Source organism: Achromobacter sp. NCFB-sbj8-Ac1-l, assembly GCF_052695805.1.
This window is the reverse complement of record NZ_CP199812.1, coordinates 2,299,952-2,314,489: the sequence shown is the minus strand read 5'-3', so window position 1 is coordinate 2,314,489 and position 14,538 is coordinate 2,299,952. Positions and strand designations below refer to the sequence as shown.

Here is a 14,538-nt window from a genome sequence, read left to right as displayed (position 1 = left end):
GCCGCCCCACGCCCGAACTTTTCCCGATATCGCTTTACTACCCATAATCTCCGGGTATTTTGAAGACCGTGCTCAAGTGGGTCGCGGCGACGTCTATGTGTTCGAGATGGACGACGCTACCGTAGTGGCCTTGGACAGCTATTCAGAGCCGACGGATCAATTGGATTTGATCTCCCTGTGTATCAGGTGCGGCAAAGACAAGAGTGCCGAGATAGCTCGGCTTGCGCCGCGGTTGTTGCGACGTGATCCGATGATCGAACCCCGACGCAACGGCAATCAGAAAAACTCATCCAGCAAACAATAGAACGCCATGCGTTCGTGGTCGGGTTCCACGCCGTATTCACGAAAGAATGGCGCCACCCATGCTTGCCCGAGATTGCGCGCGATGCTTCGTGCGGTCAGCGCAAGGTCCTGGTATCTGTCACTGACGCCTAAGCGGCCGCAATCGATGAAGCCCGTGAAATCGCTTCCGGCTGCCATGAAATTGGGCAGGCAGGCGTCGCCGTGGGTCACGACAGGATCACAGGCCAGCGGACACGTCGACAACAGCTCCGCCAGCACATCCGAAGCGCTCTGCCCTTGGCGTTCATCGTCAAAATCCGTTTCGTCGACGAGTCCCAGGCGCACACGATCTCTGGCGACAGCGATACGTTCCTCCAGGGGGTGGCGGAATGGGCACATTGCGATCGGCACCTCGTGGAGACGACGCAGTGCCTGCGCCAGAACAGCCACGACTTGAGCGGAAGGCAGGTCATCCGCGCTGGCCAGATCGCGCCCAGGAACGGCAGTCATGAGCAGCCAGTGGCGGTTGTCATCCGTCGTAAAACCGACCACGGCCGGCCCAGGCAGGTCCAGCCGCTGCAGCCACTGAAGGCGTTCGACTTCGCCAGGAAGCTCACTCAACAGGCCCGCAGGTTCCGACTTCAGGAATAGCGCTTGCCCGTCATCGCCATGGATGCGAAAGACTTCCGCTCCGGATTCTCCAATGACTTGTCGTTCGATGACCGCGCCAGCCAGTCTTTGTTGCCATACTTCCGGGATATGCATGTTGTCCACGTGTTGTCTTCCAGCGGAATTACGTTGGGCGCAGCCGTCTATCGTCGCCACCCTCGTCTTTCAGCGGCGCCGCCCCTCGGCCAAACTTATCCCGATATGCCGCGGGACTTGTCAGCACGATACGCCTGAAGTGCCTGCGCATCGATTCCTCCGACCCAAAACCCGCCAGCTCCGCAATCCGTCCAATCGGCAAGGCCGTCTGCGCTTCCAGCATGTCTCGCGCCGCCGCCACGCGTTCACGCACCAGCCATTCATACGGCGCCATGCCGGTGGCATCGTGGAATTGCCGTTGCAGGGTGCGCGGGCTCATCGCGGCGCGTTCCGCCAGCGAACGCAGCGTGTGCGGCAAGGCGGGATGCTGGCGCATCCAGTCCATCAGCCTGGTCAGGCGCCCGCTGTCGTCCAGGGGCATGGGGCGCGGCACGAACTGCGCCTGGCCGCCTTCCCGGTGCGGGGCCACCACCAACCGCTGCGCGACCCGGTTGGCCACGGCGCCGCCGTAATCGCGCCGTACCAGGTGCAGCAGCATGTCCAGGCCCGCGGCGGACCCCGCCGACGTGATGACCTGGCCTTCGTCTATATAGAGCGCGTCCGGCTGGACCCGCACTTGCGGATAGCGCCGCTGCAGCGCTTCAGCGTAGCGCCAGTGGGTGGTGACCGTCTTGCCGTCGAGCACGCCGGACGCGGCCAGCACGAACACGCCGGAGCAGATCGAGCACAGCCGCGCCCCGCGCTGGTAGGCCAGGCGGATGCGCTTGAGCAAGGCCTCGGGCGGTAATTCGTCGGCGTCGCGCCAGCCGGGCACCACGATCGTGTCGGCGCGATCCAGCATCTTCAGCGTGTAAGGCGCGGCGACCGTGATGCCGCCCGCGGCGCGCAGCGGACCGGGTTCGCCCGCGCACACGGCGAAGCGATACCAGTCGACGCCGAGTTCCGGACGCTCCAGCGCGAACAGTTCCGTCACGCAGCCGAATTCGAAGGTACAGAGCCGGTCATAAGCCAGCGCGACGACAAGATGAGTAGCCATGGCGTGATGTTACCGAATAATGGCATTTACGCCACTACTGCGAATGGCGGCCAACGGCCAGAATGACGTCACTGGATCGGGTTTCCAGGCACTTGTTCATCGAACCATTCACGCAGAGTTCACCCATGTCGACCTCCAATGCCGTCACCGCCATTCCCGCCGCCCGCAGCGATGCCGCGCTTGCCCATTTTCGTGCGGCCATGCAGTTCGAGACCGATTGTTCCGATGTGGCCAGCGCGTTGGCCAGCGGCGTGCCCGGCTTCGTGCTGCTGGATGTGCGCAGCCCGGCGCTGTATGCGCAGGGCCACGTGCCGGGCGCGCTGAATCTGCCGCACGGCAAGATCGTCGAGTCCAAACTCGTGGACTATCCGGCGGATACGCTGTTTGTGACCTACTGCGCCGGGCCGCACTGCAATGGCGCGACGCGGGGCGCGATACGGTTTGCCCAGCTGGGGCGGCCGGTGAAGGTGATGATAGGCGGGATCACCGGGTGGCTCGATGAAGGCTTCGACCTGACGGGCGATGCCACGCCTCGCAGAGAAGCCTCTCAGCCGGGTTGAGGATCGGGCGCGGACGGACGATCCCGGCGAGCGGGAACGGGCAGCCGCCTACCCGCGCACCGCGCTGCGAAACGCCGCCGATAGCGCAGCCAGTGCGTCCTGCGTGCGGGCATCCTTGCTGCGGGTATGTAGCAGGACGGGCAGATGCGGCAAGTCGGGAAGCCCGAGTCTGGCGCCGATATCCACCGCGCCAAAGGGCAGCATTCTGGGCGCCAGCGCCGCCACGCCCAGTCCCGCCATGACCGCCGCCGCGACGGCCGCCACGCCGCCACCGACAAAGACTTCTCGCCAGGGGACCTGCGCGGCATCCAGCAGGCTTGCCGCCAACGCGCGCACCCCGCAGGGCTCTGCCAGGGTGGCAAGCGGCAGGGGTTCGTCGGCCCGGTATTGCCAGCCCGGGGCCGCGAACCAGCCGAGCTTTTCTTCGGCGATCAGGGTGCCATCGCGGCGGCCGGCATCCAGGCGGACGATGACCGTGTCGAGTTCGCGCCGGTCGAAACTTTGCAGCAGATCACCGGACGAGCCGATGCGGATTTCGACCAACAGTTCGGGGTCCTGCGCATTCATGCGCGCGATCAAGGCAGGCAGTTCCGGGCCTGCGACGTGATCGCTGATGCCAAGGGTTATGCGCTGGCGGGCACCGGAAAATGCCGCCAGGGCACGATCATGGGCCGCCAGCAGTTCGCGTGCGTGCTCGAGGAACATTGCCCCGCTTGCGGACAGCTCGACGTACCGGGGCGTACGCTCGATCAGCCGGGCATTCAGCCTGTCTTCCAGCCGCTTGAGCTTCAGGCTGATGCCGGCCTGCGTCGTCTGCATCGCTTCTGCAGCGCGCGTGAAGCTTCCCAACTCGACAATGCGGACGAAGGCTTTTACGGCGTCCAGATCAAGAGAATGCGCAGTCATTTCAGATAGTTATCATTGAAATAAACACGCATAGCGTATCAGAATGATTAGTATGGAGCGACTCAACTGACAGAGACCGAAACATGCCCCTCGTTCATATCTCCCTGCGCACCGGCAAGACCGAAGCCTACCGACAAGCCATCTTCGACAGCGTCTACCGTGCGCTGCGCGACACCTTCAACGTTCCCGAAGACGACCAGTTCATGACCCTTACCCAGCATGAGGCGGCGGACTTTCGCTACGGCAAGTCTTACCTGGGGGTGGCGCGCAGCGATGACCTTGTGTTCATCCAGATCACGGCCAACAACACCCGCAGCCTGGAACAGAAGAAGGCGCTGTTTGCGCGGACGGCGGAACTGCTCGCCGAAAGCCCGGGCATGAGGCCCGAGGATGTGTTCGTGAACCTCGTAGAGGTGGCGAAAGAGAACTGGTCGATGGGCAATGGCCTCGCGCAATATGCCTGAGCGCCCGCCCGCTATTGCCCCATCGCGAACCCCTGCTCGCGCAAGAACTGCGCCACGATCGGCTTCCACTTCTGCGGCGAATGGGTAAAGAGACTATGCCCGTTCTCGCCGTCCGGCCCCATCGGCACAAACGTGGCGTGGCCGCCCGCCTGGTTGTAGGCGGCGACCCACTGTTTGGGCCAGTCGGGACCCCAGTACAGGTCGTTTTCGGTGTAGATCCATAGCATCGGCAGGCGGGTCGCCTGGCCATAGGCGGCGTAGGTGGCCTGCAACCGATCCGGCCCGCAGGACTTGCCGGGTGCGCGCACCGGATCGCCGCCGGCTCCGCCCGCGAAGTTGATGGCGGCCTTCACGCCGGGCGGGTTCTGCGCCGCCAGCGCCACGGTGGAACCTCCGCCCACCGACTGGCCCAGCACGACGATGCGCGAGGCGTCCACGTCCGCGCGTTGCGCCATCGCTTGCACGACCTGGCTGATCTGGCTGGCGGCCCGGTCGAACATGGGGGTGAAGCGCCGGTCGTTGCAGGGGCCGCTGCTTTCCAGGTCGGGGCCGCCGGTGGCGCCGTAGCCCAGGCGCACCGGCACGGCCACCACGAAGCCCGCGTCCGCGAAGAACTGCGAGGCCGCCGAGTAACGCGCCCGGCCCAGCCTGGCTCGGCCGGCGGGGTCGCCCGCCCGGCCATGGTTGATGACGATCAGCGGATGCTTGCCTGTACCGGCGGGCGTGAACACGGTCACCACCAGATCGCCCGAAGCCGTGCCGCCGTTTTCCAGCGCGACCTTGACGGGGACTTTCTCGATGCTTTCGTTGGCCGCCTGCCGGGGCGGCGGCGCGGCGCAGGCCGTCAGCAACGCAACGCTTGCGATCATCGCGATTCTTGTCAGCGCACCCATGTAGACCCTCGTCATGAACAGGCTCGGCGCCCGGGTAGCGGCAAGACTACTCCCGCCGCGGCCGGCTCGCCACTATTGCGAACCCGCCCCGCCGATTCATTCCACTTCAGACTTATTCCATGAAAATTACTTGTTTGTCGTGATCAACGACCGGGCCTAGGATGGCTGGCAACGCCAACGATTCCAGGAAAAAGACACTGCCATGACCGCCCCCATTCCCGCCTTTGCCCACAGCCTCGTCCAGCGCGACGAACGCGGCGTGTACACCTTGCAGATTCACGATGCCAAAAGCCTGAACATCCTGGCCACGCCCGTCACCCTGGGCCTGACCGAGGCCGTGCGCTGGATCGCCGCACAGCCCGACGCCCGCGCGCTGGTCATCCGCGGCAGCGGCGACAAGGCTTTTGTCGGCGGCGCCAATATCTATGAAATGGCCGAACTGGACCCGGCCGGCGGCCGCGCCTTCATCACCAACCTGCGCCACCTGTGCGACGCCGTGCGTGACGTGCCAGTGCCCACCATTGCCCGCCTGCCCGGCTTCTGCCTGGGCGCCGGCATGGAACTGGCCGCGGCCTGCGACATCCGCCTGGGGTCGCGCGATGGCGTGTTCGGCATGCCGGAAGTGCATGTCGGCATTCCGTCGGTGATCCACGCCGTGCTGCTGCCCGCCCTGATCGGCCCGGGCGCCACGAACTGGCTGCTGCTGACCGGCGCCACGGTCGACGCCGACCAGGCGCTGCGTTGGGGATTCCTGCAATTCCTGTGTGACCCCGGGACCGAGGCGCTGGACGCCCTGGTGGAACGCACCGTCGGCCCCATCGCCGCCAGCGGACCGCTGGCCGTGCGCTCGCAAAAGGCGCTGTTGCGCTATTGGGAGACGTCCACCCTTGAAGCTGGGCTGGACCGCAGCGTCGACGCCTTCGGCAACGCCTTCACTACCGACGAGCCGCGCCGTCACATGGCGCCCTTCCTGGCCCGCAAGCGCGCCCCGGAGGCGCAATGACCGCCGCCCCGGCCACCGGCCCGCTGGCCGGCTTGCGGGTGGTGGACATGACCTCGGTCGGCATGGGCCCGTACGCCACGCAGATCCTGGGTGACATGGGCGCCGACGTCATCAAGGTCGAGTCCCCGGAAGGCGACGTGTTCCGGGCCTCGGTGCCGGCCGCCTCGCCCGGCATGGGCGCGGTGTAGATGCTGGTGGTGCGCGAAGACGCGCCCTACGACTCGGTGTCCAAGCTGGTGCAGGCCACCCGCGACAAGCCGCTGAACTACGCCTACGGCTCGCCCACCAGCCAGATCGCCGGCGCCACCTTCAACAGCGTGGCCGGCGCCGCCGCCAACGCCGTGCCCTACAAGAGCCAGCCGCCCGCCGTCACCGACCTGCTGGGCGGCCACGTCGACTACCTGTTCGCCGACCTGTCGGTCGTGACGTCGTTCATGCACAGCGGCAAGCTGCGCGGCATTGCCTTCACGGGTCAGGCGCGGTCCAAGGACTTCCCTGCGGTGCCGACGCTGGCCGAGCTGGGCTACAAGAACTTCGACCTGGTGGTGTGGGTTGGCGTGGCGGCCCCGAAAGGCACCCCTGCCCCCGTGGTTGAACGCCTGAACCGGGAAATCACGCAGATCCTGCAGGAACCCGACAGCGTGGCGAAATTCGAGACCCTGGGCATGCAGGTCTCGCCCAATACGCTGGCCGAACAACAGGCGTTTGCCCAATCGCAACGCCAGATCTGGACCCAGCGCGCGATCGACGCGAAGATCGAGCCGCAGTAAGCCTAGTGCACGGCCTCAGCCCATTCTGACCGGGGCGGGGGCCGCCTGCGCAAGGGGTGCCACGGCCAGCCGCAGCCCCATCGCTCGGAGGATGGCGAGCAGACTGCTCAGGGCGGGATTACCTTTGGGCGACAAGGTGCGATAAAGCTGAGTCGGATTCAGCCGAGCCTGTTCAGCCACCATCTGCATACCGCCGAAAGCCAACGCCATCTGGCGCAGCACGATAAGCAATTCTTCCTGATCTCCATCCGCGAGAATTTGATTGACCAGTTCCAGCGCAAAGGCTGGGTCATCGCGGTACATCTCGGCCATCGCCTGGTCATTAGGCTTACTTCTCATCGTCTGTTCTCCGTTGCCAATCCCGCCAGTACTCCACCGCACAAGCGATATCGGCGTCTTGCGTCCGCTTATTGCCGCCAGCCAGCAGCAGCACCAGGCGGTGTCCCGTCAATGCGTAATAAACGCGAAAACCTGGCCCCACATCGATACGCAGTTCCCAGACCCCATCACGGCAAAAGCGATGGTCAGCGAAATTGCCTTTCTCCAGCCGCATGACTCGGCGCAAGATCGCCATTTTGGTCGACGCATTCCGCAAGCCCTGCAGCCAGACCATATAGGGATTCTTGAGCTTGTCGGCAGTGAGGTAGTGATCGATCTGGTACCTACAATTTTCGTCAATAAACGAATTTCAGTCAAGTTGGCATGGCCCACGTGCCATCGCTCGCCAACATAGAGCACCCTTGTCTTAGTTGCTAAGAGAAGAGAGAGCATTTCGTCACTGACGCCCGCCCCTCCGAACGCAGACTCGTCGAACTGGACACGAAAAAAACGGGCGCCGCAGCGCCCGTCCGTCTTGCCGGAACCGCCCCGATCAGAAGCGATACTGCGCCGTCGCCACCACCGTGCGCGGTTCGCCCACCAGGATCTGGCCGGCGCTGGTGGCCGAGGCGTAATAGCCCTTGTCGGTGATGTTGCGCATGGCCAGGCGCCAGTCCCAGCGGCCGGTGCGGTAGCCGACCAGGGCGTCCCAGGTGGCGTAGCCGGGCAGCACGGCCGAGTTGGCGTTGTCGGCGTAGCGTTGGCCGACGAAGGTCAGGCCGGTTTCGCCGTACAGGCCTTCGGCCGGCTTGTAGGTCAGGAACACGCTGCCGTTGCGCCGTGCCACGTTGCTGACGCGGTTGCCGGCCAGGCCGTTGTTGTCTTCGACGATGGATGCGTTCTGCAGGCCGATGCCGCCGCGCAGGTACCAGTTGCCCGTCAGCCGCCCGGCCGCCGTCAGCTCGATGCCGCGCGAACGTTGCAGGCCGGTCAGCAGCACGATGGTCGGGTCCACCGGATCGGTGGTGCGGCGGTTGTAGAGCTCCAGCTGGTACAGGGCCAGCGTGGTGCTCAGTTGACCATCGAGCCAGTCGCTCTTGACGCCCACTTCATATTGGCGCGTGTGTTCCGGGTCCAGGTCGTTGGCGTTGCCGCGGGCATTCGGCGTGATGCCGATGGTGCCGCCGCCCGTGGGCGAGAAGGTCTTGCTGTACGAGGCGTAGAAGGAATGGTCGCGCACCGGCGTCCACACGACGCCGGCGCGCGGGCTCAGGCCGTGGCTGTCGCGCTTGGCCGACGCGTCCAGCAGGCGGTTGGTGGAATCGATGCTGAAGCGATCCATGCGCAGGCCCAGCAGCACCTGCCAGGCGTCGTCCAGCTTGATCTGGTCCTGCACGTAGTAGCCCTGGCTCTTGACCTTGTGGCGCGCGTCGCTGTTGATCACCATGGCGCCATTGTGCTGCTGCGACAGGTCCGGGTCGTACAGGTCCAGCGAGGGCACGGCCTGCGCGCCGGGGCCACGGGTGGCGGTGGTGTAGAGCTTGGGCGAACGGTCCTGGTTGGCCAGTTCGACGCCGAACAGCACACGGTGCTCGATGCTGCCGGTATGGAAGAGACCTTCGGTTTCGAGGTTGTTGGTGAGGTTGCGGGTGGACAGGTCCTGCTGCCAGCGGGTGCGCGTGACCTTGCGGGTGGCGGCGTTGTAGCCCGTCAGGTAGGTGTTGTCGAACTCGCTGTCCAGCGCGAACACGGCCAGCGTGTAGCGCAGTTGCCAGCCCGGGGCCAGCGCGTACGACAGGCGCGAGCGGAACGATTGCGCACGGTCGTCGATGTCGTCGCGGTCGGGGTTGCCGTAGACGGTGCTGCGGCCCACGTCGGCCGGGCGGCCGTTGACGCTGGGAATGCCGCGGTCGGGGGTGCGGTCGTAGCGGCTGTATTCGTATTGGACCAGCCAGTCCAGGTCGGGCGTGATGCGCCAGTTCAGCGACGGCGCCACCAGCTGGCGCGTGCCGCCGATCTTGTGGCGAAAGCTGTTGGTCTCTTCCTGGCCGATGTTCAGGCGCACGCTGACGTGGTCGCTGGGGTCGGCGCTCAGGTCGCCGTAGACGCTGCGCAGGTCCCAGCTGCCGGCCTGGGCTTCGAAGGTGGATTCGCGGCCGGGCTGCGGCGCCTTGCTCACGCGGTTGACGATGCCGCCCTGGCTGCCGCGGCCGTACAGCACCGCCGCCGGGCCCTTGAGCACGTCGATCCGTTCGATGTTGTGCAGGTCACGCACGTACTGGCTGTCGTCGCGGATGCCGTCCAGGTAGAAGTCGTTGCTGGCGTCAAAGCCGCGGATGCGCAGCGAGTCAAAGCGCGTGTCCTGGGCGTTGGTGACGTTGGGAATGCCGGCCAGCGCCTCGCCCAGTGTGCGGATGCCGTAGTTCTGCAGGTTCTCGACCTTGACGCTGTCGATGGCCTGCGGCACGTAGCGGGCCGGGGTCTGGGTGCGGGTCGCGGTGGTGGTTTCGGGCAGGCGGGGGTCGTCGGCATTGGCGCCTTCAACGCTGATGGGCGCGAGCTGCGCCGGTTCGGCGGCAACGGCAACGACGGAAAACAGCAAAGCCAGCGCGGCGCCCAGTGGCAGGGCGCGCGGTACGGAGGATAGGGACATCGCGAGCAGTGTGTAGATTTTATCGAGCCGCGATGATATCGATAATGAATCTTATTAGTAAATGAGATTATTCGCATTTGGTGGGATTCCCTGATTTTTGTTGCGAGGTCACAACGAGGCCCACGCCGGCCTCGCCACGCGGTCGCCCGCAGCAGTGCCCTGCCCTCCTTTTGCACGAGGCGCCCCCACACCTGGCGGCCGCGCCGATCCTCGCGAATTCGCGACGGTCCTCATCCGCATTGACGAGGCGCGGGTCCTCCACGCGCATGACCTGGACGCGTCGATGCAAAGTTTTCCCAACAATCACTCGGATGTTTGCACTACGGAGAACTCTGGCCGGCCGAATGAGCTTTGCATGAGAGGGACTGGGCGACAGCTGGTTTAGGCTGGCCCCGCAGTACTCCGACTCACCCTGATCGATTGGACGAAAGCAAATGAATCAACTCATTCATCCGGATTGCCATCCCTTCACCGCCGCAGGCACCCTGAAGCAAGTCTCCGCGTTCTACGAAGAAGGACGACGCGTCATGTGGATGATGCTGCGCGCCCAGCCGCGCCCGTGCTTTAACCATGAACTGATCGACGAAATCATGACCCTGGCGCGCGCCGCCAAGGATTCGGGCCTGCCCATCGACTTCTGGGTCACCGGTTCGCTGGTGCCGCAGATCTACAACGTGGGCGGCGACCTGAACTTCTTCGCCGAAGCCATCCGCACGGGCAAGCGCGAGGCGCTGCGCGCCTATGCGCGCGCGTGCGTGGACTGCGTGCACGCGGCCACGCGCGGCTTTGACACCGGCGCCGTGTCGCTGGCGATGATCGAAGGCACGGCCCTGGGCGGCGGCTTCGAGGCCGCGCTGGCGCACCACTTCGTGCTGGCGCAGAACAACGCCCGCATGGGCTTTCCCGAAATGGCGTTCAACCTGTTCCCGGGCATGGGCGGCTATTCGCTGGTGGCGCGCCGCTCGGGCATGAAGCTGGCCGAGGAACTGATCGGCTCGGGCGAATCGCACACCGCCGAATGGTTCCAGGCCCGCGGCCTGGTGGACGTGGTGTTCGAGCCGGGCGACGCCTACAAGGCCACCCGCACCTTCATCGACGTGATGCGGCCCAAGCTCAACGGCATGCGCGCCATGCTGCGGGCGCGCCAGCGCGTGCTGCAGCTGACGCGGTCAGAGCTGATGGACATCACGGAAGACTGGGTGGACGCCGCCTTCATGATCGACCCAAAGGACCGGGCCTATATGGAACGGCTGGTGATGGCGCAGAACCGGCGTTCGTCCGGCGGCGCCGAATCGACGCTGGACGCGACGATGCATTGAAAGGGTCAGGCCGCGGCGGGCTGGCCCGCCGCCTCGCAGGGCGTCAGGCGATCAGGTGCAGCCGGCGCCGCTGCGCCAGCCAGGCGGTGAATTCCGCCGCCGGCATCGGCTTGGCGTACAGGTAGCCCTGCTTGGCATCCACGCCCAGCGTATCCAGGAAGGCGGTTTCTTCCTGCGTTTCCACGCCTTCGGCGATCACCTTCAATTCGAGCGTGCGGGCCACGGCCACGATGGCCCGCGCCAGCGCCTGCGACACCGGGTTCTCGTTCACGCCGCGCACGAAGCTGGCGTCCAGCTTGATCGCGTCCAGCGGAATGCGCGCCAGCTGCGACAGCGACGAATAGCCGGTGCCGAAGTCATCCAGGTGCACCCGCGCGCCCAATTGCCGGAACTGCTTCATCAGTTCAATGGCCGCGACTTCGTCTTCGATCAGGCAGCTTTCGGTCAGTTCGATGTCCAGCAGGCAGGGATCCAGCCCGGCATCGCTGACCGCCCGCATGAATTCGCTGACCACGCCCTTGTCGTCCAGTTGCCGCGCCGACATGTTGACGGCCACGCGCAGGTTCAGGCCGTCGCGCTTCCAGGCGGCGGCCTGGCGCGCGGCCTCGCGCATCACCCAGACGCCCAATTGCGAGATCAGGCCGGACTCTTCGGCGTAGGGAATGAAGACGCTGGGGCAGATCATGCCGCGCTCGGGCGAGCGCCAGCGCAGCAGGGCCTCGACGCTGTCGACGTCGCCCCCGCGGCCGGCCAGCTTGGGCTGGTAATACAGCATCAGGTGGCCTTCGGCCAGCGCCTTGCGCAGGTTGGTGTCCAGCCAGACATAGTCGGCGTTGCGGCGGTCCATCTCGGGCTGGAACACGCGGTAGGTGTGGCGGCCGGCTTCTTTGGCCACGTACATGGCGATATCGGCGCTGCGCACCACGCTGTCCAGGTCCTCGCCGTGCTGCGGGTACATGGCGATGCCGATCGAGCAGCTGGTGTAGACCTCGATCAGTTCCTGGCGGAACGGTTCGCGCAGGCGTTCGATGATGCGCTCGGCGGTGGCTTCCAGTTGCCAGGCCTGCGCGCCTTCCTGCAGCACGATGAATTCGTCGCCGCCCAGCCGCGCCAGCGTCTGGCCCGGCGACAGGCAGCTGGAAATGGCCACCGCCACGGACTTGAGCAGGCGGTCGCCGAAGCCGTGGCCGTAGTGGTCGTTGATGCGCTTGAAGTTGTCCAGGTCCAGGAACAGCACGCCGCCGCTGGCGCCTTCGCCTTCGGCCAGCGCCGCCTGCAACCGCGCCGTAATGGCGTGGCGGTTGGGCAGGTCGGTCAGCATGTCGGTGTTGGCCAGCACCCGCAGGCGCTCCTGCGCCTGGCGCTCTTCGGTGATGTCGGTACCCGAGCAGATCAGGTAGACGCGCTTTTCGCCGCTGCCGCTGGTGACGAACTTGTTGCGGAACAGGAACAGGCGCGGGCCCTTGACCGTATTGATCAGGCGCTCGACCTCGTAGGACTGGCCACGCTTGTAGAACTCGGCGATGTTGCGGCGCGAGGCCGCGGCCTCTTCGCGCGTCATGAACATGTCGAACACGCTGCGCCCGACGATGTCCTGTTCGCGCTTGCCGGTGTATTCCTCGCTGACCTTGTTGAAACGCTGCACGCGGCCGTGCTGGTCGACGATGACGATGACCGAGTTGGCTTCGGACACCACGGTTTCGGCGAACGACAGGCCTTCGACCAGGTCGCGTGCGACCGAATCGGTGTCGGTGTGGGCCGACGCGGTGCCGGCCCATTCGTTGGGATTGATCTTGCGGCCGACCAGGTGCAGGCGCACCGGCTCGCCATAGAGCGAGATGTCGATGCGCAGGCTTGCGGTGATGCCGGTCAGGGCGCGAATGGCCTGCGCCTGCTCGGGCTGCAGCGCCATGGCGATATTGGTGGCGCCTTTGACGGCGGATAGTTCGATCGCGTCGCTGTCGGCCGCCAGCCTCCAGTACGGGCTAGGCGTACCGAAATGCAGGTACAGGATCGATTTGTCGTCCTGAGTCTCAGTCATTGGAGTCCCCCGCCGTCCCAGGAAGGCTGCAAAGAACATTACGGTGTAGTCAGTTTGGGGTCAACCACCTGTAGGACCGGCCGGGATGCTGTATTGCGGAATATTTCACAACAGTGGGCAAGTGTGTTGCCCGGCCCGCCCTTGGCGCTATGGACAATGCTCCAATGAAAGCCGATCTACATGTCTGTTGCGTGCTGCAGCGCAATGCACGCAAACAATATCGCCGAAAATTTGTGACTATTTTTGGCATGTGGCCCGGAAACGGCGATCGCCGGACGCAACAAAGCGGCCCGCCGGATGCCGGGGGCCGCTGCCGGGCGACCACGCACGCGTGCCGCCCTATGTTGTGGGTGAACCCGCCGGCCTATTCCGGCTTGACGCCGGCTTCGTCGATGACCTTGGTCCAGCGCGCCAGTTCCGACGACACGCGGGCTCGGGCATCGGCCGGGCTGGTCCATTCGGCGATGGCGCCCTGGTTCAGCAGCGATGCCTTGACCTCGGGCTTGGCCAGGATCTTCTTCAACTCGCCGTTCAGGCGGTCGATGACCGGCGCCGGCGTATTGGCGGGCGCGACGATGCCGAACATGGAACTGACTTCGAAGTCTTTCAGGCCGGCTTCGGCGGCGGTGGGCACGTCAGGCAAGGCCTCGACGCGCTGCGGCGACGTGACCGCCAGCGCGCGCAGCTTGCCGGCCTTGATGCTGGCCTGCGAGGCCGGCACGGTTTCGATCATGCTCAGCACCTGGCCGCCCATCAGGTCGGTCATGGCCGGGCCGCTGCCCTTGTAGGGCACGTGCAGGATGTCCACGCCGGCGGCGCGCTTGAACATTTCGCCGGCCAGGTGCTGCGGCGAGCCGTTGCCGGCAGACGCCATGGTGACGTAGCCCGGGCGAGACTTGGCCAGCGCGATCAACTGCTGCAGGTTGTTGGCCTGCACCGTCGGGTTGACCACGAACACCAGCGGCACCGTGCCCACGATGGATACCGGCGCGAAGCTCTTTTCCACGTCGTACGTCACCCGGCCGCGGTACAGCGCGGCGTTGATGGAATGGCTGGTCAGCGCGCCCATCAACAGCGTGTAGCCGTCGGGCTGCGCCTTGGCCACCTGGTCTGCGCCGATGTTGCCGGCCGCGCCCGCGCGGTTTTCCACGATCACCGACTGGCCCAGCGCGCCGGTCAGCTCCTGCGCCAGCACGCGGCCGATCACGTCGGTGGCGCCCCCGGGCGGGTACGGCACGATCAGGCGGATCGGCTTGTCGGGGTACGCGTCGGCAGCCAGCACCGGGGTCGCGGCGCCGGCACAGACGGCCAGCAGGGATAGCAGCAAGGCGCGGCGGGGCCGCAGGCGCAGGTCGGACATGGGTAGGTCTCCTGCCGGGATGAGTATTGGAATGGAACGGACGCCCGGCTCGTCAACCGCGCCAGTGTAGGAGCCGAAACTTGATTGATGAATCAGAATTTTTCTATCGACTGATCGTTTATTTAGATCAATAAACAATCGCTGCAAAACCGCTTGCCGCGCCTTTCA

Annotated in this window: 13 protein-coding genes and 2 pseudogenes; 6 read left to right on the top strand and 9 right to left on the bottom strand. The window is 65.4% G+C overall.

Features of this window, described 5'->3' with window-relative positions; genetic code table 11:
• Window positions 1-276 precede the first annotated feature (276 nt).
• Both ACUDP5_RS10660 and ftrA read right to left on the bottom strand, forming a co-directional pair.
• Window positions 277-1,047, bottom strand: a complete 771-nt coding sequence (locus ACUDP5_RS10660) for an APH(3') family aminoglycoside O-phosphotransferase (RefSeq protein ID WP_445659148.1) — start codon at window positions 1,045-1,047, stop codon at window positions 277-279.
• A gap of 28 nt (window positions 1,048-1,075) precedes the next feature.
• Window positions 1,076-2,083: a transcriptional regulator FtrA gene (gene ftrA / locus ACUDP5_RS10655; protein WP_445658721.1), complete on the bottom strand. Its 1,008-nt coding sequence runs from the start codon at window positions 2,081-2,083 to the stop codon at window positions 1,076-1,078.
• Window positions 2,084-2,208: 125 nt separating this feature from the next.
• Here ftrA and ACUDP5_RS10650 point away from each other — a divergent pair, with 125 nt between their 5' ends.
• Entirely contained in the window at window positions 2,209-2,643 is a 435-nt protein-coding gene (locus ACUDP5_RS10650; RefSeq protein ID WP_445658720.1) for a rhodanese-like domain-containing protein, read from the top strand.
• A 48-nt stretch (window positions 2,644-2,691) separates the two neighbouring features.
• Here ACUDP5_RS10650 and ACUDP5_RS10645 read toward each other — a convergent pair whose 3' ends face one another.
• A complete protein-coding gene (locus tag ACUDP5_RS10645; RefSeq protein WP_263911773.1) occupies window positions 2,692-3,549 on the bottom strand; it encodes a LysR family transcriptional regulator in 858 nt (285 codons plus the stop codon).
• An 83-nt stretch (window positions 3,550-3,632) separates the two neighbouring features.
• Here ACUDP5_RS10645 and ACUDP5_RS10640 point away from each other — a divergent pair, with 83 nt between their 5' ends.
• Window positions 3,633-4,013 (top strand): tautomerase family protein, encoded by a 381-nt coding sequence (locus ACUDP5_RS10640; protein ID WP_263911772.1) that lies wholly within the window; start codon window positions 3,633-3,635, stop codon window positions 4,011-4,013.
• Window positions 4,014-4,024: 11 nt separating this feature from the next.
• On the opposite strand, the gene ACUDP5_RS10635 is transcribed toward ACUDP5_RS10640, so the two are convergent.
• Window positions 4,025-4,882 (bottom strand): dienelactone hydrolase family protein, encoded by an 858-nt coding sequence (locus tag ACUDP5_RS10635; RefSeq protein WP_445658719.1) that lies wholly within the window; start codon window positions 4,880-4,882, stop codon window positions 4,025-4,027.
• A 226-nt stretch (window positions 4,883-5,108) separates the two neighbouring features.
• On the opposite strand from ACUDP5_RS10635, the gene ACUDP5_RS10630 reads away from it, so the two are divergent.
• From ACUDP5_RS10630 to ACUDP5_RS10620, 3 genes and pseudogenes are all read left to right on the top strand, one after another.
• Window positions 5,109-5,909 (top strand): enoyl-CoA hydratase, encoded by an 801-nt coding sequence (locus ACUDP5_RS10630; RefSeq protein ID WP_445658718.1) that lies wholly within the window; start codon window positions 5,109-5,111, stop codon window positions 5,907-5,909.
• A pseudogene (locus tag ACUDP5_RS10625) lies at window positions 5,906-6,091 on the top strand (CoA transferase); the annotation flags it as partial. The gene ACUDP5_RS10630 and the pseudogene ACUDP5_RS10625, both read left to right, overlap by 4 nt.
• A 6-nt stretch (window positions 6,092-6,097) precedes the next feature.
• Window positions 6,098-6,679 (top strand): annotated as a pseudogene (locus ACUDP5_RS10620) (tripartite tricarboxylate transporter substrate binding protein); the annotation flags it as partial.
• Between the two features lie 15 nt (window positions 6,680-6,694).
• Here ACUDP5_RS10620 and ACUDP5_RS10615 read toward each other — a convergent pair.
• The 3 genes from ACUDP5_RS10615 to ACUDP5_RS10605 form a co-directional block, all read right to left on the bottom strand.
• Entirely contained in the window at window positions 6,695-7,018 is a 324-nt protein-coding gene (locus tag ACUDP5_RS10615) for a helix-turn-helix domain-containing transcriptional regulator (RefSeq protein WP_445658717.1), read from the bottom strand.
• Entirely contained in the window at window positions 7,008-7,292 is a 285-nt protein-coding gene (locus ACUDP5_RS10610) for a type II toxin-antitoxin system RelE/ParE family toxin (protein ID WP_445658716.1), read from the bottom strand. The genes ACUDP5_RS10615 and ACUDP5_RS10610 overlap by 11 nt, the downstream gene beginning before the upstream one ends.
• A gap of 258 nt (window positions 7,293-7,550) precedes the next feature.
• Window positions 7,551-9,650, bottom strand: a complete 2,100-nt coding sequence (locus tag ACUDP5_RS10605) for a TonB-dependent receptor (RefSeq protein WP_445658715.1) — start codon at window positions 9,648-9,650, stop codon at window positions 7,551-7,553.
• A gap of 434 nt (window positions 9,651-10,084) precedes the next feature.
• On the opposite strand from ACUDP5_RS10605, the gene ACUDP5_RS10600 reads away from it, so the two are divergent.
• Window positions 10,085-10,969 (top strand): crotonase/enoyl-CoA hydratase family protein, encoded by an 885-nt coding sequence (locus ACUDP5_RS10600; RefSeq protein WP_263911763.1) that lies wholly within the window; start codon window positions 10,085-10,087, stop codon window positions 10,967-10,969.
• Window positions 10,970-11,012: 43 nt separating this feature from the next.
• Here ACUDP5_RS10600 and pdeR read toward each other — a convergent pair whose 3' ends face one another.
• Together pdeR and ACUDP5_RS10590 are read right to left on the bottom strand one after the other, a co-directional pair.
• Window positions 11,013-13,010: a cyclic di-GMP phosphodiesterase gene (gene pdeR / locus ACUDP5_RS10595; RefSeq protein ID WP_445658714.1), complete on the bottom strand. Its 1,998-nt coding sequence runs from the start codon at window positions 13,008-13,010 to the stop codon at window positions 11,013-11,015.
• Between the two features lie 364 nt (window positions 13,011-13,374).
• Window positions 13,375-14,370 carry a Bug family tripartite tricarboxylate transporter substrate binding protein gene (locus tag ACUDP5_RS10590; protein WP_263911761.1) on the bottom strand — a complete coding sequence of 332 codons (996 nt, stop codon included), beginning with the start codon at window positions 14,368-14,370 and terminating at the stop codon, window positions 13,375-13,377.
• Window positions 14,371-14,538 lie beyond the last annotated feature (168 nt).